At 58.0% G+C, this 20,978-nt stretch carries 16 protein-coding genes; 6 read left to right on the top strand and 10 right to left on the bottom strand.

Translation table 11 applies throughout. The annotated features are described in order from the left end of the window. Positions 1 to 260: 260 nt before the first annotated feature. Together JNB89_RS30070 and JNB89_RS30075 are read right to left on the bottom strand one after the other, a co-directional pair. Complete coding sequence (locus JNB89_RS30070; protein WP_220364639.1) at positions 261 to 551, bottom strand: hypothetical protein; 291 nt, start codon at positions 549 to 551, stop codon at positions 261 to 263. A 131-nt stretch (positions 552 to 682) separates the two neighbouring features. Beyond that, complete coding sequence (locus JNB89_RS30075) at positions 683 to 2,941, bottom strand: DUF6531 domain-containing protein (protein WP_223216897.1); 2,259 nt, start codon at positions 2,939 to 2,941, stop codon at positions 683 to 685. 449 nt (positions 2,942 to 3,390) lie between these two features. Here JNB89_RS30075 and JNB89_RS30080 point away from each other — a divergent pair, with 449 nt between their 5' ends. After that, positions 3,391 to 4,902: a DHA2 family efflux MFS transporter permease subunit gene (locus JNB89_RS30080; RefSeq protein ID WP_220364640.1), complete on the top strand. Its 1,512-nt coding sequence runs from the start codon at positions 3,391 to 3,393 to the stop codon at positions 4,900 to 4,902. Between the two features lie 200 nt (positions 4,903 to 5,102). Continuing rightward, positions 5,103 to 5,936 carry an AraC family transcriptional regulator gene (locus tag JNB89_RS30085; RefSeq protein ID WP_220364641.1) on the top strand — a complete coding sequence of 278 codons (834 nt, stop codon included), beginning with the start codon at positions 5,103 to 5,105 and terminating at the stop codon, positions 5,934 to 5,936. Positions 5,937 to 6,051: 115 nt separating this feature from the next. Here JNB89_RS30085 and JNB89_RS30090 read toward each other — a convergent pair whose 3' ends face one another. From JNB89_RS30090 to JNB89_RS30105, 4 genes are all read right to left on the bottom strand, one after another. Continuing rightward, entirely contained in the window at positions 6,052 to 6,531 is a 480-nt protein-coding gene (locus JNB89_RS30090) for a hypothetical protein (RefSeq protein ID WP_220364642.1), read from the bottom strand. A gap of 1,212 nt (positions 6,532 to 7,743) precedes the next feature. Next, positions 7,744 to 8,604 (bottom strand): DUF4393 domain-containing protein, encoded by an 861-nt coding sequence (locus JNB89_RS30095; RefSeq protein ID WP_220364643.1) that lies wholly within the window; start codon positions 8,602 to 8,604, stop codon positions 7,744 to 7,746. 496 nt (positions 8,605 to 9,100) lie between these two features. Then, positions 9,101 to 10,309 carry a hypothetical protein gene (locus JNB89_RS30100; RefSeq protein WP_220364644.1) on the bottom strand — a complete coding sequence of 403 codons (1,209 nt, stop codon included), beginning with the start codon at positions 10,307 to 10,309 and terminating at the stop codon, positions 9,101 to 9,103. Continuing rightward, complete coding sequence (locus JNB89_RS30105) at positions 10,306 to 12,357, bottom strand: hypothetical protein (protein WP_220364645.1); 2,052 nt, start codon at positions 12,355 to 12,357, stop codon at positions 10,306 to 10,308. Before JNB89_RS30105 ends, JNB89_RS30100 begins: the two co-directional genes overlap by 4 nt. Before the next feature lie 1,114 nt (positions 12,358 to 13,471). Between JNB89_RS30105 and JNB89_RS30110 the strand changes: the two genes are divergently transcribed. The 3 genes from JNB89_RS30110 to JNB89_RS30120 all read left to right on the top strand — a co-directional run bounded on the left by JNB89_RS30110 (position 13,472) and on the right by JNB89_RS30120 (position 16,877). Next, positions 13,472 to 15,871 carry a DUF6531 domain-containing protein gene (locus JNB89_RS30110; protein WP_220364646.1) on the top strand — a complete coding sequence of 800 codons (2,400 nt, stop codon included), beginning with the start codon at positions 13,472 to 13,474 and terminating at the stop codon, positions 15,869 to 15,871. Further along, positions 15,868 to 16,242 carry a DUF6984 family protein gene (locus JNB89_RS30115; RefSeq protein ID WP_220364647.1) on the top strand — a complete coding sequence of 125 codons (375 nt, stop codon included), beginning with the start codon at positions 15,868 to 15,870 and terminating at the stop codon, positions 16,240 to 16,242. The genes JNB89_RS30110 and JNB89_RS30115 overlap by 4 nt, the downstream gene beginning before the upstream one ends. 107 nt (positions 16,243 to 16,349) lie before the next feature. Continuing rightward, the gene (locus tag JNB89_RS30120; protein ID WP_135890949.1) at positions 16,350 to 16,877 is read left to right on the top strand and encodes a GNAT family N-acetyltransferase; all 528 of its coding nucleotides are present in this window, start codon (positions 16,350 to 16,352) and stop codon (positions 16,875 to 16,877) included. Here the strand turns inward: JNB89_RS30120 and JNB89_RS30125 are convergent. From JNB89_RS30125 to JNB89_RS30135, 3 genes are all read right to left on the bottom strand, one after another. Next, positions 16,784 to 17,383, bottom strand: coding sequence for a flavin reductase family protein (locus tag JNB89_RS30125; RefSeq protein ID WP_220364648.1), 600 nt, complete (start codon positions 17,381 to 17,383; stop codon positions 16,784 to 16,786). The genes JNB89_RS30120 and JNB89_RS30125 overlap by 94 nt on opposite strands. Positions 17,384 to 17,450: 67 nt before the next feature. Further along, positions 17,451 to 17,846 (bottom strand): hypothetical protein, encoded by a 396-nt coding sequence (locus JNB89_RS30130; protein WP_027214963.1) that lies wholly within the window; start codon positions 17,844 to 17,846, stop codon positions 17,451 to 17,453. Between the two features lie 196 nt (positions 17,847 to 18,042). Beyond that, positions 18,043 to 19,575, bottom strand: coding sequence for a PLP-dependent aminotransferase family protein (locus JNB89_RS30135; protein ID WP_220364649.1), 1,533 nt, complete (start codon positions 19,573 to 19,575; stop codon positions 18,043 to 18,045). A 114-nt stretch (positions 19,576 to 19,689) separates the two neighbouring features. Here JNB89_RS30135 and JNB89_RS30140 point away from each other — a divergent pair, with 114 nt between their 5' ends. Then, complete coding sequence (locus JNB89_RS30140) at positions 19,690 to 20,427, top strand: GNAT family N-acetyltransferase (RefSeq protein ID WP_220364650.1); 738 nt, start codon at positions 19,690 to 19,692, stop codon at positions 20,425 to 20,427. 44 nt (positions 20,428 to 20,471) lie between these two features. Here the strand turns inward: JNB89_RS30140 and JNB89_RS30145 are convergent. Then, on the bottom strand, positions 20,472 to 20,978 hold a 507-nt coding region (locus JNB89_RS30145; RefSeq protein WP_220364651.1), incomplete at its 5' end, for a GNAT family N-acetyltransferase.

Raw genomic sequence — 20,978 nt, forward strand, 5'->3', positions numbered from 1 at the left:
GTATGGGATTTTGGGTGGGGGGTGATCGCGGCGACTGGTCGGGATTTATAGGCGAAAAGGGCGAGGTCATTGCTCGCCCTCCCTTAGCCGCCTCAGCGTACTGATCGTACGGATCTGTGAGCCGTTACAGCTAGTCGATCGAATTGATGGTAACGCTCATGTATTGAGCCCATAGCCCGTTGACCCAATGCGATTGTGCTAAGCATGGCTTCGCCTACCGGTCCTGCGAACGTATCGTCGATTTTGATCATTCGCGCGGCTCATATTATCGGCTCGGCCGGATCGTCATGGTCGTCTATCGGCTGCTGCGTAACGTTCATATATTGCTCGATCTTCGGTTGGCCTAGTGCAATCAGATTGAGCATTGCGACTCCGAGTCGCCGTGCGAACTCGTCGTCAAGCTTCAGATCACATTCTTTGAGCAAAATCGGCATTTCCAGCTTGCCAGCCACCGAAGACGCGAGCGTGGCAGGATCGACGGCCTGGACGATCAACTGCTGCCGATCTTCAGCATAGGTAACAATCACCGCGTAGGGGGTGTGCTTAACCATCAGTAACCTCGACATTGGTTGTAATTTCGGAATGCGTTTTGCTTGCAGAGAGCAACGCCGCGTACACCTAGTGCGCGCGCGAGGCCATTGCACATTGTCATATCGACTTGATACTGCGCAAAGCACTCGCTCTAGTGTTCTTCCCTGCCGCCGCACTTGACTATCCCACCTTCGTTGCTCACGGCCCCCGTAATAGGGCCATAAAGCGCGAACCGCTTCGCCGAGGAAGTCACGTCAGGCACAAGAACAGGGTAAGGAACTTGTGATTGATCGCTCAACATCAGCTCTGCCGTGTCGCCCCACCTCGGGAGCGTCGCGCTCAGCTCATCGCTAAAAAGCTTGCCCGTAAGCGCGGCCTTCCAGGTCATGTAGCATTCAACGCAGAGCGGTGGAATGAACTTGGTCGAATCAGAACCGCCCCCGTTGAAGTCCGCAGGCGGCGAAATTGGATCATTGCCTAGCTCCCAGTTCGTGAGCCACGCATCAATTACAGCGTCGCTGATGGTCTGCGGAAAGCCTCCGTTCGTTGAAACTATTCCGGTACGTTTCGATACCCTCCCATCGGGCCCATAGCTATACTGGACTGCCAGATAGCGCTTCTGTCCGCCGTTGGCAGCGCTTGCTTTCTCGTTGTACTCGAAGGAAGAGACTCGCCCGCGCACGTCGTAGCTCATTCCCGCCTGGCCAGTATTTCCTGCAATCTGCGTAGCCCGGTTTGAGGCGTCGCGAGCGAGAGTTCGCATTTCCCAACCTGACACTGCGTCGCGTGTCGTGGCGATGTTGCCTCTGATGTCGTACGTATAGCTCCAATCCTCCACCGTCCTACCGTCCTGGGCAATTGTGGCAGACAGCAACCGCCCCGCACCATCGTAGCGAGCACCGACCGTCAACTGACTTCCCGTCCCGACGGCTTGTAGTCCCTGCTCTCCCGTTAGATCGGTCGTCTGCCTTTCGGCGTAGCCCGACACATTCCCGGCGGAATCGTAGACAAATGCCCTCACCTTGCCAGGCGTGGCCACGAGATGCGGGCGCAACGAAGTACTATCGCTGTACTCGATCGTTGTTACCGTCTTCTTTCCACCGATGGTTGCAACGGCTTTCGTTGGCCGGTTTTCGCTATCCCACGTGTACTGAACATCCCCGTCTGGCGTCTGCCTCTGCTTGAGATTGCCAACCACATCCCAAGTGCGAGACACCGTGCCTCCCGGCGTTGCGATCGAACGAGGACGCAAGGTATCCAGGACATCGAAACTGTATGTGCTCACTCCCGACATATCAGTTAGCGTCGTGCTCCCGCGGCCGTAGCTCAACGTCGTATTGCGCCTCGTGTCGGGATGCGTGACAGTGATCGCACGTCCGCTGTCGTCGTATGTCCACGTTGCAATTCGCGACCCGGATTCATCCTTTATGCCGGTCATCGCGTTGGGAAAGCGCGCATCCTCGTACAGGTATTGATGGACATAACCGTCTGGTTCGGTCACGGATGCGAGATTGCCCGCGGCATCGTACGAATATCGAGTAGTCTGGCCGGACGGACGTACCATGCTGGTTATACGACCGCTACTGTCGTATGTCATGGTGATGGTCATTGACGACTGCGCTGTATTGTCGATTGGCCATTGGCCGATCGCTTCCACTCGCTGTCTATCGTCATAAGCAAGCTTGCGAATCATGCCTGTACGCGTGCGCTCGAATTCGAACCTCCCGGTGGTATCCGAGTACCCTTCCGTGGTGCCAAGCAATTCGTCTTTCAAGTAAAAGTAGCCGTCACCGGGTTTGCTCAAGGACAGTGCTTTACTTCCCGCGACAACCCACGCTCCCCCGCTCCAACTGAACGTCACTGGCTGCTGGTTACCACGATAGGCAACAATGTGCGGGACACTTGCCTTTACTGCGGCCAGATCGAGCCGTCGCTGCCAGTTGTTGACCCAGTTTCGGCCCATCATGGTCTGTGCGGAGTCAAATGGCTTTGACACATACGTGCGTCTAAAGACGAGAGGGGAAACATCGCCGCTAGCAAAGTCGGCCTCAGAGAGCGTGACGATTCCCTTTGCTGGAAACACTGGATCTGCTACTGGACAAGACTCGTCAGGCTGCGGCGGAACCGGCACGCCGCCGCAATAGTCCGCAATCCAACTTGTCGCGTTAGGACAGTTGTAGTAATTCATTGCGTTGTACGGATCGTCGTTGCCATTGGACATGGGCGCGGTGCCTGCCACCTGTACAGCGCAATTCGGCGTTCCAGGAATGCCTAGAGACTTCTGATAAACCTGCATGCACTGCATGTAAGTTGCGGCGTTGGCGTAAGTGCCACATATCAGCATGCAGAGCACAACGATAAAGCGGACACGTGGGCTCGCTAATGCGTCTTTCCATTTCCACGATTTCATACCTCTCCTTTTGTTGTCAGTTAGTGCCGGAGTCGGCTCGACAACTGTTAAGGAGATTTGAATATCTTCACATCCGACAACTCTTAAAGTTTCGGTCAGCTTTCACCCGGTTAAGCTCGGCACGCAAATCGTCGACGCAGTGCATCAGAAGATGGCCGCGTGTTTGTCGTGATTCGGGGCAAACATAGGAAAGTTGAAGAACCGCGAGCTTGCGCCTCAGTTGCTCTCGGAGAAAACTTGAACATCCAACGAAGTCCACCGCGCCCAGGAACTCGTAGTTGTGACGCAAATCCGGCGAGTGCTAGACTGAAAAACCCCTCGCCCTCCACGTTCTTCCAACAGGCTGGTCAACATCGCACCGGGCGGCGGGCCCGTCCGGCATCGCGTTCAATCTGGCAACACCCTCGAAGCCGCCGTTATACAGTCAATCGCGGCACAGGAGCCCTCGCATGACCCATTCCATCCACGGCAATAAACGTTGGCTCGCGCTCATGGTGCTGTGCCTCGGTGTGCTGATGATCGTGCTCGACACGACAATCGTGAACGTCGCATTGCCGTCCATTGCCGCGGATCTCGGCTTTACCGAAACGTCGCTCGTATGGGTGGTCAACGCGTACATGCTGACGTTCGGCGGCTGTCTGCTGCTTGGCGGGCGGCTTGGCGATCTGTACGGTCATCGCAGGCTCTTTCTCGGCGGCATTACGCTCTTTACGGTGGCGTCGCTTGCTTGCGGGCTCGCCAACTCGCAGGTGCTGCTGGTGTGCGCGCGCGCCGTCCAGGGTCTTGGCGGCGCCATCGTGTCGGCGGTGTCGCTGTCGCTCATCATGAATCTGTTCACCGAGCCGGGCGAGCGTGCCAAAGCAATGGGCGTGTATGGCTTCGTTTGCGCGGGCGGCGGCAGCATCGGCGTGTTGCTTGGTGGATTGCTGACGAATCTGCTCAGCTGGCATTGGATCTTTCTCGTCAATCTGCCTATCGGCATTGCGGTGTATGCACTGTGCGTCGCGCTGCTGCCGTCCGCGCGTGGTCACGCGCACGGCGAGCGGCTCGACGTGGCCGGCGCTGTCTCCGTCACTGTGTCGTTGATGCTCGCCGTGTACGCCGTGGTGAATGGCAACGAAGCCGGGTGGACGTCGGCGCAAACGCTCGGCTTGCTGCTCATTGCACTCGCGTTGCTCGCTGCGTTCCTCCTGATCGAGTCGCGCGTTCAGCATCCGTTGATGCCGCTCGGCCTGTTCCGCCTGCGTAACGTGGCGACCGCGAATGTGGTCGGCGTGCTGTGGGCCGCTGCAATGTTCGCGTGGTTCTTCATTTCCGCGCTGTATTTGCAGCGCGTGCTCGGGTATAGGCCGCTGCAAGTCGGACTCGCGTTCTTGCCGGCGAACCTCATCATGGGATTCTTTTCGCTAGGGCTGTCCGCGCGCGTGGTGATGCGCTTCGGGCTGCGTATTCCGCTCGCGGTCGGTCTGCTGGTTGCCGCGTGCGGTCTTGCGCTGTTTGCCCGCGCGCCGGTGGCTGGAAGCTTTGTCGTCGACGTGCTGCCCGGCATGATGCTGCTCGGCTTCGGCGCTGGCATTGCGTTCAATCCCGTGCTGCTCGCGGCAATGAGCGACGTCGATCCGGCCGATTCGGGGCTCGCGTCGGGCATTGTCAATACGTCGTTCATGATGGGCGGCGCACTCGGCCTCGCGGTGCTCGCGAGTCTTGCGGCCGCGCGCAGCGGCGACATGCTGGCAACGCAAAACGCGCTCGCCGCGCTCAACAGCGGCTATCACGTGGCGTTCGCGTTCGGCGCGATTTTCGCAGCGGCGGCGGGCGTGATTGGCGGTCTGATGTTGCGCGCGGGGCGGCCTGGCGGTGCGGACGCCGCCGTTCATGCAGATGCCGACACTGGACACGGCGCGGCCGCCGCCCAACGCCCTCGCCCGTCGGGCAACGCGGCGGCGACGGAAAACCTGTGATCGTCATTCAACGCGCTGGCTCGCTGGCGCCGCGCGGCTGTGTTGCGTGGATGCGCTCGCGGTTGTGATTGCGCGAGCGCCAGCCGTTGCTGCGTGTGCGCAAAATGCGTTGCTTGGCGCCGACTGCAAAACCGCAAGCGCGATCAAATGCACGCGTTGGCGTGCGGCTATGCTGGCCTCCTGCTGACATGAGGGCCGCTATGAATCCGGTTAGAAAAGCGCTGTGGTTTGTCGAAAGCCACTTTGCCGAAGAACTGACACTCGACGACATTGCCAACTGCGCATGCGTGTCGCGCTTTCACCTGGCGCGCGCTTTCGAAGCGGCGACGGGCATGCCGGTCATGCGCTATGTGCGCGGGCGGCGCTTAAGCGAGGCCGCGCGACGGCTCGCGGACGGCGCGCCGGACATACTGACGGTTGCCATCGACGCCGGTTACGGCTCTCACGAAGCATTCACGCGCGCGTTTCGCGAGCAATTCGGACTCACGCCCGAAGCGCTGCGCGCGCGTGGTCATCTCGACAACCTTGTCATCGTGGAGCCGATCAAAATGGACGAAACCCGTCTCACGCAACTCGAGCCGCCGCGCTTTGAAGACGGCAGGCCGTTTCTCGTCGCCGGTCTGAGCGAGCGCTATACGTTGGAGGGCGCGGCCGCGATTCCGTCGCAGTGGCAGCGCTTTAACGAGTACTTCGGCAAAGTGCCCGGCCAGGTGGGCAACGTGGCGTATGGCGTTTGCTACAACGCGGACGACGCCGGCAACATGGACTACCTGTGCGGCGTGGAAGTGCGCGACTTCTCGGCCTTGCCCGCCGAACTCAGCCGCTTGCGAATTGCCGCGCAGCGCTATGCGGTGTTTAGTCACCGCGAGCATGTGTCGACGGTGGGGCGCACGTGGAACAGCATCTGGAACACGTGGCTGCCGGCATCGGGCCAGGCCCCCGCCGATGCGCCCAGCTTCGAGCGCTACGACGAGAAGTTCGATCCGCTTAGCGGAATGGGCGGGTTCGAGATCTGGTTGCCTTTGAAGGCGTGATTCTGGTTGAGTCGTGGATGAGCGGGTTGTCGCGCGTTTTATCGTTCTAGCGCGTTATGCGGCATTGCTGTTGCCCGCCATTGTCTTTGCGGCTCGCTGTTCGCTCAATATTCGCTCAGTGTTCGACCTGGCGTCGGGCGATGAGCGGACGCGAAGCGAGGTCCACGGTCAACGCCGCGGCGCTTTTCGCGGACGGGCTTTTGCGGCGTTTGCTGTTCGCCGTGGCCTGCGACGCCCCGCCTTTCTGCGATGCCTCCCTCAGCAGGTTCGCCGCGTGGCGCGCGGTGATACGGCTGTGCGGGACGCCCTTTGCATCCAATGCGATGACCTGGAAAAGCTCGCGGTCGCATTCGAGCTCCTGCTGATATTGCTCTGCGGTTTCGATCAGCAATTCGAGCAGCTTCTGACGACGCTGACGCTCGTCGCGCGTAATAGCAGGATTCCTACATATTGAGGACGCGAGTGTGATCAGTGTGTCCAGTTGAGTCAGGCTCCGGTCGCAGAGGTCGAACGCGGAGAGGGCGAGCTTTTCGTATTGCAGGGCGTCGACGGGGGGACGTGAGGGCGTTGCTTCGGGCTTGGTTGACTTGGTCATGGTGTGCGATCTCCCTTGATTTGGTGGGTCGCCCGGGCACGCTTTTTTTGGGAAGGGTGAGCGGGCATGTAGCAGGGTTGACAGACCGGTGTTACGTCAAGCCGGCGAGCCTTGCGGCTCCCCCACCACAGCCCGCCCATTGAATATAGACGCGCAGCAGCAGACGCACTCCCGCGTGAGCGGGGTGCGGACGTAACAGTCAGGCTGTCAAACCTGGTCGTGGGTGTCTCCCGACGACTCAATGATTATAAGGGAGGGGATTGAGGGTACTGCAAGTGGCTCGGCTGGTGTTTTTTGATTTTGGCTGATGGGCGTAGGACGCGTGGGAAGGCGGGCTGACTGTGGAACTTCGCGCGGACTTCTGCGATGGCATTGACGCCTCGGCCTATGCTAAAGCCGACGCTTTACTGGAGCCGTCGTTGATCCGTGCATGCAACGCATTTTGACCGAAAACGGATACGGCCCTTGATCGCCTGATGCGAGCCTAAAGTTTTGGGCAAAACTGCCGTTTGTTCAGTCTGCCACTCAGTTATTCCATGCTTGGCAGTACGTCACCACGCCAATTCGGAATCACCTATATAGCCATGAGACGCACCGTAAGTAAATATGTAGCTTTGTTGATAGCCGTCGGGGCGGGTGTCAACGCTCTTAGTGCCATCTCCGGTCTATCGTCAGGAGACGTATCAGGGAACCTCCTGAAACTCCTAGTATGCGGCTTGATCGCATGGGCGGCTTTCCGACGCTATCGAAAGATGCGGACCTATGAACAACAGACCTATGACTGGTACATCAAGATGCATCCCCCCGGTACATCGAAGCGACCAGCGTGTCGCAAGTGCGGCAGCGACTACATGCGCACGCGTCGACTAATGAGACGGACCTACACTCAAGAACATTCGTGTGGAACCTGTGGGACCGCAATGTATTATTCGATGGAGCACTGACCGCATCCGTGCTCGGAGCTAAGATTTTCAAGGAATTGTCGTCACAGCGTCGGGGCGACTGTCCTATCGCCCACGGTCGCCGTCAACGTTCGAGCGTGCGCTGTCCTTGATCTTCCCAGTTGTTGGTCTACATACCCTTGGTTGTTACCGTGTGCTGAAGGGCCAAAACCGACCCGAAGCAGTCAGTTGCTATGCTTGATAGCGGCAATTCAACCACATGAACTCCAAGTCAAACTTCAGTGCGAGGCGTATTTGTACGCTCCTATGCCTATGCCTTAGCGCCGATTGCCATTGCGAATTGTTGACCAAAGGCAGTTAATTTAAGTTGACCTTTAGCTACGTCCAATTTTCCTTTCGGTGGCGCATCTTGCGGAACCCAGTAAAGATATTCTGGGCGTCTTTTTACCCAATCATAGGAGCTGTCGCCAGCAAATGCTGTCTCGTAGCTTACACTCACGAGTCCAAGCCGCACCCAATTGTCTAGCATTGCCGGAAAATCATGATTTACGATCGGAGTGCCGTCCTTGTTGCCAAACGGAATAACGTGTGTTTGCAAGATTCGATAACTCTCCGCAAAAGAAAATTTAGAAAATTGTGTTTTTTCGTCGTACGCACTAAGACGAATTTCTGCGACGGGAAGTGCTGAATGAGTGAGTGTGGTCTTCAAAATCCCCGCTTCCGATCCACTCAATTGCTTTATGATCTCGGCAAACGCCGGGTGGGCTTTCGACGCACGACGGGTATCCATCGCGGTAGCCACTAACCGGAGATACATCTCCCTGAGATTATCGTCTTCGTGCGTGAAGGCTAGTCCCTGAAGAACGGGACCAATTACTGAAGAAGCTGGCTCTTGCAGGTTTTCAGGCGGAATATTTCCCGCAGCCGCCTCGATGTCAGTTATGAATTTTTTCTCGAAGTATGATCTAGCCTTCCCGTAGCCATAATTGATAGCTGCTATCGGAAGCAACCCGACATTAATAAATTCGGTCAGTGTCTTCGCAGATTTTGCAAGATTACCTCCAGCAGCCTTAACGTCTGGATGATCACCAGCAACCTTAATTACGGCGCCGATTAGTTCAACTGCACCCTTGGCAGTCTCCATCGGATTCTCTGAATCATCGTCTGCCATTACATTTTCTCCTAAATATTGGATTAACCGCCAGATGCTATAGCATTCAGAAGTAAGGCGCCATTGCCAACAATGCGCACGTCGCTGCCCAGTGTCGGTGCATGGCCGATCACGGTGCGATGCTGATCGCATAGGGTGCTCGCCGAAGAGCGATCCGCTTCGGGCCGTCATCGACCCGTTACTGTCTTTCGGCCCAGCGAAGGGCTATGGCTCGTTCCAAACTAGAACGGCCATTCGCGCGGCGTATCGGGCGGCATTGCCATCATTGAAGCGGCTAGGGGCTCTACATCAGCAATATGAGGGGTTGCCGACCGTGGCGGCGTCGAACAGCGGGAGGAACACCAACTCTTCGGGGCCCCCCCTTTAGTTGTGTTTACCGCCAAGTGGTCGAATCACCCTTTCCTCAGCAATTCACGCCGTGCACCAGATTGTCCCAAACACGCAGCCAGAGACGGCCTTCGCCTTCATTCGCCCCGACAAGTTCTGAGTTTGCGCCCTACTCAGCACGTTTCCGCGTCACGCTTTTACGGGTTGGTGACCGCTTTGTTGCCGCTGGTTGCACATTATCCGCAACGTGCTGCTGAATTCGCTGTTCCGCTTTCAGGTGCAAAGCATGCAGAAATTCGCGCTGCCTGACTCCGTCATCCCCTCTTTGCGCGGCCTTTTTATATTGTTCTTCGAACAACGCCCCAATCTCCCTACTGCTTAAGACTGCAGCGAACGTATCGGACCGCCCGGTCGGCCTCTTTCCCCGCGCCTCGGCTTTTGCTTGATCGATGTAAAAGTTGGCAAGCCGCAACGCCTCTTCCTCGCTCGAAAGAGGATGAAGCTCTACTGTATCTTGCAGCCGACTGCGAAACGCCGGCAAAGCCACCGAGTATCGCCGCAAAGCGTCAGGCGTTATTGCCAGCAGCATAAACAAATGATCCGGCAATGCGTCAATAATTGCGCGCATAGCAGACAAATATCGCACAACTTGCGTGGGGCTTAAGGTCCCGTCCTGCTTCTCTAATTCATCGAGAAGCAAGAAGATACCTGACAGTTGCCCAGCCCCGCTACTTACTACAACGAGATCCCTAAAAGCCAAGGTTTTCGATTCAATTGTATCCAGACGAAACTGCACGCCAAGCAAATCTTTATGGCGATTCAAGATTCGGAGGCCTTGCAACCACTCCCAAAATGCGTTCACTGTGTCGATAACACCGTCTTCACCAGCCTCTTCGACTGCAGTTGCGAGATGCTGTAAGGCGACGCGAATCTCTCGTCCTTTCGCCTGCTCGATGACAGTGGAATCTTCCGACAATGCCGCCCCTAGCCTTGACAGCCTCGACGGATCGAACTCCTGCATCAATCTTCGCAGAGTTGAGTCAAAGGACGCTTCTGGATCAGCCAGATATCGCACCACGTAAAAACCCTCGATTTCCGTAAGAACGTCAGTTAGCTCCTGCTCGTAGTAGTTAAGAAGATTCGTTTTTCCGACCCCTTGAGTTCCTTCCACCACGACGACTTGAGACCGGTGATCGCGTATGAAGCTTTCGATACGTTGATCGATGACTTCATTCGCGGCGGTAGGAGCATGCGGATTGCTGTTGGTCTGCGTCGAGGGTGGAAACGGGTTTTTCCGAAAGCCGAAGTTTTCGTAGATAACGTCAGAAGTTGTGGTCGGATCGCTAGCAGTCCGAGCAAGTCGTTCGCGCAAGTTCATTTGACGAGCTCCAATCGAAAGCTAGTGCTTGATTTTTCCGGAATCAAAAAATCTCCACGGTAGAAATACTCCGTTTTTATAATAGGTTTGCCACGTTGGAGGCCGAGGACCTTGAATGTCTTGCGTTCGTGCCGCGTGTCGGTCGTTGATCCCTCTGTGACGAGCGACAGTAGCTTCGCGCCGTGTGCTTCCAGCAGTCGTGCGCGCGCATTGAGCGGATGAATGCCGTCATGCTTTACCAAGGCCTCGAGCCATGCTCCAACAGAAGCAAGCTTCTCGCCGCCTGCAACCTGATGAAAACGCGAAACTGCAATCTTCGCGAAATTCATAGGCGTTGGGTTAAAGATGGTCGAATAGAATCCGTCCCCAGCAATTGGGGCGCCGATGCAAGCAATTTCTGCCAATCCCTGATATCCAGAAAGAACTCTCGACGGAAATGGCGTATTGTCCAGATTCATCTTCTTTAGGTCTTTCAGAACTTCAAAAAACGATGTGCAAGATGGAATCCTCTGCAAACCCTCTCTAAGTGACTCGAAGTCTCGCGCGGCACACGCTGACCAAATTCCGTGCAATCGCTCGGTCGCAGACCAGCCGCCCTTGGCTGGCTCAATTAGTTCACCTGACTCGAATAGCCGACGGTAGTCAGCCCAAGAACTCTCCGTGAAGGAAAATGTTTCTAAGAGAGCCTTCATTGACACGATTCTTGTGGTTTCGAAAAGATTCAGGAGATCGATGAACCGGTCGACAGTGAACCGTGACATTGAAGTTTTCGTACGAAAGGTCTCCACCGCCGCAGTCGCCTTTTCGACGGCGACTGGCTCGGTTATGGGCTCTGCAGGAAGCGAAGATTCCGTTTGCGATCTGACTTCATGAGGCACCCCTCTTTCTATTTCACCAACCACTTTGACCCATAGCAGGTCTTCCTTCGAATGATATGGTGACCACGTCAAATCCTTGCCGATCGTAGCAACGTCGACGTATGCAGAATTGTTGGCTAGGCTAAGTCGAGCACTACCGAATGCCGCAGCCAACTCCCACAGAACGTCTGTCAAAGGCGTTATGTGAAGCGCACCTGTCAGCGGATGAAAGGTAGAGCCGCTCAAAACCTTACCAAGGAAATCTTCCGCGACCGGTGATGCATAGTAGATTGGACTAATGCCCTCAGACATTGCCATTCTTGCCAACCCTTGGTCCGCCGTAAGAAGATAAACGCTGTGTCCAGGAGCAGAGTAAGCTTGGTGTTGTCGTGCAACTTCTAAAATCAGGCGATCACAAAAACTGCGGACAGGTGCACTCAGGTTGAGATCGGAAATTTCACGCTCCGGCTGGAATGCGCTCCGCAAAGGCTCACTCATTACCGCCGTCCTTTCAATTTCGACATCGGAATGCAATTCCAACCGAAGCAATACGCGTTGTGAGCCCTGACTAATCATGTGATCGTAGAGCGTGCTGGCCTTTGACTGTTTCCCCGACCGTCTCTGTGTAAAATACCGGTCACCTTGATTTACGATTTCCATGTGCGCGATAGCCGGAATTTTAATCCGGGCAGCGGGATGCAAAAATCGCGCAACGAAATCCAATGCGCCTTGTGCTATGGCCGCAGTGTCCGTGACGATCGTAACAGGGCGCTTGAAAGGAAAATCGGAGAGGCTATCTGCGTCAAAAGTAGGATGTATGAGCCCGAGTCTCGTCGCAAGAGCCGCCAACAAATCCAATGCTCGGTCGATTTTTGCGATTTCCTTTTCTCGCTTTGCGCGCTGTTGTTCATTTTCGCCGGCAGGCACTTCGAGTGCGTTAATCAGGCCGGCATGAACGTGTTCGCGCGACGCGACCCGCCACTCGAAACTGCCAGTCCGATCAGTGTTACCTGTAGCCGCAAACTCGCGATCTTCAACCGGAAGAAGAATTTCGCCGAGCGACAACCTTTCTTCACCGAAGCACTTGTCTTCATGCACCGACAACACGAATTTTCGATCTGCCGAGGCCGCGAAAAGCTTATCTAGCAAGGTGCCCGTTACCGCTGGGCTCAGAAGTTTGTAGTCATTCATCTCACTGTCACCGACGCGTCAGGGGCATTTTTGAACATTTTGTAGACCCATGCCATTTGGTTATAAAAGGCCAAGAGCGCGTTAACCCCGTAGTTGACCGAGGGATCGTCGGTATCAGTTTGCGAACTCGCAGTCCATTTGGACGCATTAGACGTAGCTACGGGACGCAACTCGTCTAGCAGACGACCGAACTTGTCAATTGACCGATCCGCTGGTGGCAAAAGCGCATCGAAATCCGTCCGGAATTTTTCCATGAGCTCCAGCCGAGTCTTGTCGTCGTCAAGTCCACCCCAAATGTCCTCTCTGGCCTGCCATGAGAAGACCTCGCGATGAAGAGGGGCGTCGGCGGAGCTTGTCACGCTTACGACTGGCATCGCCCCGGATGTGTACACAGCAAGCGCTCGCGCCGGCCGATACGCTCGCCAGATTGTAATTCTTAGACTGGCAGTGGTTTCGTTATTCATTTGGTTCCCCCGCTGGGTTTTCGAGTTCGCAATCTGCTACTTACCCTAATTCTACATTCGCCGCCGCGCTGGGAACCGGCTAGGCAACGCTAAGCAGCGACATTCTAACAATGACAGGGCATGGGTAGTGCCAGGACGGTCCGAGCCGCCCCGACACGAGCGTTACGCTCCTTTTTTCCTTTTTTCAGCACTCGCGAGTGGATACATTCGTCGCTGCAAATGCATTCCTAGGGCATTGGCAGCCGCCACCGTACACACCGTCGCCTTCCAACGCGATCGGGCGGGTTCTGGAGTGGACCAGTCGTTGGAACGACAAACCGCATGGCTGGCGCGAGCGGCAGAAAGTGGCCGAATACTGCCTGACGCGATCGACAGAAGCCGCCTCCCAACAGCCTGTCGCCTAGCCCTAAGCGGACATTCACTTCCGCCTGCGCTGTTTGCCTCGCTGGCTGTCCTATGCATCGCTCTAGGCAATATCCGCATTGCCTATGGTGCGTGGATGACATACACGCCTGGTAATTCCCACACTTTTTGTCGGCCAAACGACTTCCTGCGCGGTTCACGGCTGATTTAGGATTTATCGGATTTTTCGGCCTTCGAATTCCTTATAGCGTGCTTGTGCTTCGCACAACCCATAACTAAGGAAAACGATGAAAAACCGTGGGATTATCGCAGGTCTCACCGGCAGGACGGCTCGCCTATTGGCTGCATTCCTAACGCTGGTGGTTGCGCCTGGAGCAAACGCCGACAGCGGCGACGGAGTCTGTGCACCTCTTTATGTCAGATCGGGAGCGATACAGGGAACTTCGACATGTTTTGCCAATGCGTGGGGCAATACTCCAATCAATCTCTCGAATCACTATTGCGTGAACGAGCCGTCGCGAATCACCAGGTGGTGCGGCACACCTCCCGACGACGCAAGCGCGGATAACAGTTGCCCGGTAGCCGATCCTGTGTATCCGAGTTCGGGCTCAACAACTGTCAAGGAAGTCGACTTCCACAGCGGTGACGACCGGCCTTTTGTTTTCAGCAGGACGTACCGAGCTCGTCCGGTTATGCGTATGGACTCCGGCTTCGGTTCGCTTTGGGTTCACAACTGGCAGCGCCAGTTAAACCTCACCAACGTTAACAGTGCTACGCCGAAAGTCACTGCTTACCGCGGTGATGCTAATCCGCTCATCTTCAACAAAGTCTCTAGCGGATGGCGTTCAGCGGATGGAACGCCACTATTACTGACCCAAAACTCGTCATCGTGGACGCTTGATGACTTGACTAACGGTGCGCGCGAGCTCTATTCGGCCCAAGGAGTTTTGCTGTCTGTAACCGAACACGATGGTAGGACATCGACGCTTACGTATAGCGACGCCAATACCCCCGCATCTATTGCACCGGCTGCCGGTTTGTTAATCGCGATTACTGACCATGCACCCGGCTCAAATCCGTATTACGACCTTAGCATCCGTTTAACCTACGATGCAAAGTGGCGTATTACTCAATTCACGGATTCAAACGAGAACGTTACGCAATATGGCTACGATGGGTATAACAACCTTATATCTGTCAGCTGGCCGGATGGGACCACCCGTCATTACGCTTACGAGGACGCGCGGTTCACGAGCGCTCTCACTGGCGTGACTGACGAAACGGGCACACGTGTAGGAACATGGACTTACGACTCGATGGGGCGTGCCACGGCTGTAACGCACCCGAACGCGCAGCAGAACGTGGCCTTCTCGTACGCGCCCAACGTCTCGACAATAACTACCAGTCAACGCGCGACAACTTTCAACTTCGCCACGATCGGGGGAATGCTACGTACGACAGGGAACGATGCAGGGTACAGCATGGGCTGGGACGCAGGAGGGAAACTGACCAGCGACGTTACGCCATACGGCAAGAACGTCCAGTACAAATATGACACTAACAATCGTCCCATCCAGTCCATTTCAACCAGCATTTCTGGGGCAACATCAATTACGTCGGTCAGTTATGCTGACTCCGTCAGGCTGCGCCCCTATATGGTCGCAACGCCAGGATGGCTACGCACATACGTCTACGACGCGAACGGGAATCTGACGGGCCTCAGCGAGAGGCGCACCACTGATGCGACGGGAGCCGACGGATTTTCGGCAACGTTGGCCGACGCGCCCACGCGGGCGTACGGCATGGTGTACGACGCATCGAACCACTTGATTTTCGCTCAAAGGTACGACAACGACCAGCGAACAGGCGAATGGGGAATAACACAGGATGCCGCTGGCAATCTCCACTCAATCACCGACAGGATTTCAGGCAACGCACTAACGATCAAGCTGAGGGATACCGCACACCGGATCATTCAGTTCAGTAGTCCGGGGTTCGTCGCCAATCCCTATTACGATTCACGCGGGCGGCTAATCGGTTTTAACTACTACGAGGACGCGAGTCCAAGTAATGGTAACGTGCAACGCGCCCTCAAAATTAGCTACAACTATGCAGCGGACGGCACACTGACAGGACGCACGGGCACAGTGTCAACAAACCTTGGGCCCGACTTGTCGATCAGTGATGATGAAATTGATAAGTGGCTCGACAACATGGAATCCGGCGTGTTCCCAGCCGGGCCGTCTCCAACTCTTCTCGGTGTTATCAAGAGCTTGGGGTACGAGCAGGAGGTCGGACTGCAACCGGTCTGTCCTGAATGCATCATGTATGCCGGTGCTCGTTTTGCATGGGAAATTTTCCAGCTCGCTCGTGACCCAATGTGGGTCAGCAAGAATGGCATCCAGCAGGCGACGGAGACGAAGCAATGCAAACCGGCCGGCGCTACGGAAGCGGGAGCCATTGTATTCAAAAGAGACCACTATATAAATCGCGCGGTGAAGGACGGTCTTAACCTTGACCACGCAGAAGCACAGGTGGCTGACGAAATTAACGCAATGAGATCAGATATGCTTCCCGACACGAACACAATCAGGCAGATCACAGTGGATGGACTGCCTGTAGAATTCCGGGCGTATTTGCGGGCGGACGGGCAGGTCAGTGTTGGAACAATTTTCGTGGTGAAATGATGCGTCGTGAACTGACTGAAAACGAAAGGACGTTCGTTCGGCTTATTGCATCTCGGCTTGCACCTGAGGAAAGCGAGAAGCTTCTCTCCGACCTGGCCAGCGCTCGTGCGGAACCGCAACTCGAGGACGGATCGCTGATTCTGTTTCACATTGACGGCTACGAGCGATCTACTGCTATTGGCCAGCACACCTTCCCATTCGAGGGAAGGCTGGCGGATGCCGACGGTGAACCGGTCAGCGTGTTGCTGTTTGCGGACCCAGCGAATCGGCTATTGGAACTCGAGTTTATCCGTTGGGCGGATGGGCAACTGCAAGGCCCGAATTGGGCCTCACTGCAGATAGTCGAAAAGCCTTCACCAGTTAAAAAATAGACGCCAGCCTTCGACGAAGGTGCAGATTGCACCTTCGTCGCGACCAACTGTGCCCCCGCATCTTCGCTAAACTTTAACCCCCACGCACGAACAGAATCCCAAAAACCTTGACCACCCAAATCCGCCCCGCCACCGCCGCCGACGCCCCGCTCATCCTCCACTTCATCACCGAACTCGCGGTGTACGAGAAGGCCGAGCACGAAGTCGTCGCCACCGTCGCAGACATCGAAGCGAGCCTGTTCTCCGCTGCGTCCACGGCAACGGCGCTCATCTGTGAAATGAACGGCGAGCCCATCGGCTTTTGCGTCTACTTCTTTTCTTACTCCACGTGGCTCGGCAAAAAAGGCCTGTATCTGGAAGACCTCTACGTGTCGCCCAAAGCGCGCGGCAGCGGCGCAGGCAAACAGATGCTGCGCCACCTCGCGGGCATCGCATGCGAGACCGGCTGCGGCCGCTTCGAATGGAGCGTGCTCGACTGGAATGCGCCCGCCATCGGTTTTTATGAATCCATCGGCGCAAGCGCGCAAAGCGAATGGGTGCGTTACCGGCTCGCCGGCGAAGCGCTCAAGGCATTTGCCGCAGGCGACACCTCGAACGCTTCGCCCGTCGCAAAGAACGTCCCGCCCGCAACGTAATGGCAGGTGCGCAGGTCAGGGTCGTCGCCGAAATGCCAGCGGTTGTTCGAGTACACGCGGCTGTCCGCGTAGGCGGCCACCACCTCGCCGATAATCAGGTCGTGTCGCTGGCTGTCGTCCGGAATCACCTTGCATTCCATCCACGTAATGCAGCCGGCCAGCATCGGCACGTCGATTTTTTCGGCGGCGAAAGTCTCGAGTTCAAACGCGGAGAACTTGTCGATCTCCAGCCCCGCGTTGGTGCCCACGGCCAGCGTCTGCGCAGCGAACTTGCGGCTCGGCAGCTGCAAGCCGAATACGCCGCTTGCTTCAATCAACTGCCGCGTGAGCGTGCGGCTGTCCACCACCACAACCACCTTCGGCGGGTTGAAGTCCAGCGGCATGGCCCATGAAGCCGCCATCACGTTCGAGCGCCCGCCGTGCGCGCTGGTGATCATCGTCACAGGCCCATGATTGAGTAACTGCGTGGCGCGCGGCAATGCCACGGGTTCCCGGCTAACTTGCATATTCGATTTTTGCCCGAAGGTCTGGTCCTGTCAGGGCGGCCGCCAGCAAGCCGCCGCCCTTCATGCGTCAATGCGGCGCTTTGCCGTTGGGAACGGCGTCCACCGGCTTATGCTGCTCTTCCGCCAAGCTGGGGAAAAACGCATTCCAGGCGGCGCGTACGCCGTTCGCCGCGGTGGCCTCCGCATCGATAGGTTCGTCGGCGTCTTTCGCCTCGGCTGGAGCTTCGGCACCGTCGGCGGCGGCTTTCACTTCTTCTTGCGCTCCGTCCACCCCCGCTTGCGACGGGTCGGCGGACAGCCCGCGCCAGTGCGTGAACTCGTCATCCGGCTTCTCGGTCCACTCGCCCTCGCCGTATTTCGCAAAGGCCGTGTCCCCGCTTGTCAGTTGCACCTCGTACCAGCCGTCGCGCGCGGGCGAGTGAACGGCCAGTTCAAACCACGGGGTCGGTTCGATTTCCTTCATGTCATCTCCACTCGGATAAATCGTCATAGAAAACCACACCAAAGGGATGCTTCATGCCCGGACTGACAGCCATCCGGCGACGCGCACCACGGCGCGCGGAACATGATGCGGGCGACCCGTCCACATGACGTGTTCAGTTCGCCGCGCATAAACGACACGATAGCGCGACATGCCCCGCGCGGACAAACGCAAAAACTTAAGCGCGCCGCCGACGCGGTTTTTCCATGTCCGCAGCCAGTTCAGCCAGCACGCGGACGGCCGGCGCGAGCTTGTCCGCCGCGGTATTGCCATAGCCGATCACAAGGCCATTGGTCGCGCCGCGCGGCGCGAGCGCGAAGCCGGACAGCGCGCGCGGGCCGAGGCCCCTCGCCAACGCGCGTTCGGTGAGCGTCTCGTCGTCGATATGCGCGGGCAGCCGCAGCGTCAGGTGCATTCCGCAGTCGCCGCCCAGAATCTCCGAGGCGCCGAAGTCTGCGGTAAGCGCTTCGCGCAATGCCTGCTGCCGCTCGCGATAAAGCCGCCGCATGCGCCCGAGGTGCCGCCCGAATTCGCCGCTTTCCATGAAATGCGCGAGCGCCAGTTGTTCCAGCCGATGCCCGCCGCGCAGCATCTCGTACACCGCCACTTCGGCATGCTCGGCGATGGCGCGCGGCAGCACCACGAAGCCGATGCGCAGCGCCGGAAACATCGTCTTGCTGAAGGAGCCGACGTAGAGAACGGGCGCCTCGTCCACAAGACCCTGCATGCTCGCTATCGGCTCGCCGGAGTAGCGGAATTCGCCGTCGTAATCGTCTTCGATCAGCCACGCGCCAGCGCGGCGCGCCTCGGCGATCAGTTCGAGCCGCCGCGCCACGGAGAGCACCGCGCCCGTCGGATACTGGTGCGCAGGCGACGTGTAGACCAGCTTCGGCGGATGCGCGGCCCACGCGCCGGGCGGCACGCAAATGCCTTCGGCGTCGACGGGCATCGGCTGGATGCTCAGATCGCCCTGCCTGAAAGCCGCTTTCGCGCCGCGATAACCGGGGTCTTCCATCCACACTGTGTCGCCGGGATTGGTGAAAAGCCGCACGCACAGGTTGAGCGCCTCCTGCGCGCCCTCGGTGATCACGATCTGCGAGCCCTCGCAGCGCACGCCGCGCGCCATGCGCAGATGGGCGGCAATCGCGTCGCGCAGCGCGGGTTCACCGGCCGGCGTGCCGTAGCCGAGCGCGAGCGGCAGCGAGCGCTCCATCGCCCGTTCGAGCGCGCGCCGCCACGCGGCGAGCGGAAAGCGGTCCAGCGCGGGCGTGCCGGCCGTGAGCGGCAGCGCGTTATCGACATGCGTGCGCGTGGCCGTGAACTGGCCGACGCGGGCGGCGTACGTCACCTCGGGCGGGGCGGGCTGGGCAGGCGGCTCGCCGCGCGCCGCGCGGCTCGAGAGCGGACTTACGCGCGTGCCCTTCTTGTCTGCGACCACATAGCCTACCGCCGCCAGGTGCTCGTACGCGATCACCACGGTATTGCGCGACACGCCCATTTCCGCCGATAGCAACCGCGACGACGGCAACAGCGAGCCCGCCGGCAAGCGGCCGCCCAGAATGGCCTGCTGCAGGCGCTCGATCAACTGCTTCTGCAGCGGCGCGGGCTTTTGCGCGCTGTGCGGGGCATCCGCGCGGTCGCTGGCGCTCGCGCGCAGGGCTTTGTCACGGTTCGCGGCCGTATGAACAAGCGGGCCAATAATTTCGATCATGACGGCTGGACCTATCGAATCTGTCTGAGTTGGATCTTTTTAACATACCATGATTGACGTATCGTGCATCTGATTCCGACGACCAACAATGACCAGAACGCGAGGACTACGCACATGGAACCCCGACGCAACGCCTACGGCCAGCCAATTGGCGCGCCGCTGCCCGACTGGAACGGCGCGAAGCCGCCCGGACGCGCGCAGCTCGCGGGACGCTATTGCCGCATCGAGCCAGTGGACGTGGAGGCGCACGCGGCCGATCTGTTCGACGCATACAACTCGGCGGCGGATGGCCGCGACTGGACCTATCTCGGCGTAGGTCCGTTCGAGACCGCCGACGCATATCGCGAGCATCTGGGGCGCCTCGCTGCATCGGCTGATCCGCTGCACTACGCGGTGATCGACAGCGCGAGCGGAAAGGCGGTCGGCACGTTTGCGCTGATGCGTATCGACGCCGCCAACGGCGTGATCGAAGTGGGGCACGTGGTGTATTCGCCGCGTCTGAAGCGCACGCGCGTGGCGACCGAGGCGATGTTCCTGCTCATGCAATATGTGTTCGATGAACTCGGCTATCGGCGCTTCGAATGGAAATGCGATTCGCTGAACGAACCGTCGCGCGCCGCGGCGCTGCGTTATGGCTTCACGTTTGAAGGGGTTTTCCGGCAGGCGATTGTTTATCGTCAGCGCAACCGCGATACGGCGTGGTTTTCGATTATCGACAGTGAATGGCCCGCGCTGCGTGCGAGCTATCCACGTTGGCTCGACGACGCGAATTTTGATGCCGAAGGCCGGCAGGTTCACAAGCTGGGCGATCTGATTGCGCGGCAAAGGGCGGGGACCGGGGACGCGCGTTGACGCTGGGGAGTGAGGCGGGTGGAAGGCGGCGGGTGCTGGGCTACCTATTCGGACGCGAGTGGCGTGCGCCGCAACACGATGGTCGGCTGGCCTTTGTATGCGGTGCGAAGTTGCTCGCGATAGCCGGTTTTGTGCGCGACTCGCAGCGACGCTTCGTTCTGAGGCGCCACGATGCAGGCCGTGGCTACGCCCGGCCACTTCTGCTCGGCCCAGGCAATGGCGGCACGCACGGCTTCGGTCGCATAGCCTTTGCCGTGCATCGACGAACTCAATGCCCAGCCAATCTCTGGCGTGCCGGTCAATGAAGGCTCCATGTCACGCTGGAAATCGGCAAAGCCGACTTCGCCCACGAACCGCCCGCTTTCGGTTTCGCGCACCACCCAGAAGCCGTAGCCGAGCAACGCCCAGTGACCGACGTAACGCAGTAGTCGCGCCCACACTTCCTCGCGTGTGAATGGCTTGCCGCCGATAAAGCGAACTACCTCGGCATCGGACCACATGGCAAGGCTGTGCGGGAAGTCGTCGCGGGTGGGCGCGCGAAGGGTGAGGCG

Source organism: Paraburkholderia phenoliruptrix, assembly GCF_019511605.1.
GTDB classification, from domain to species: Bacteria; Pseudomonadota; Gammaproteobacteria; order Burkholderiales; family Burkholderiaceae; genus Paraburkholderia; species Paraburkholderia phenoliruptrix_A.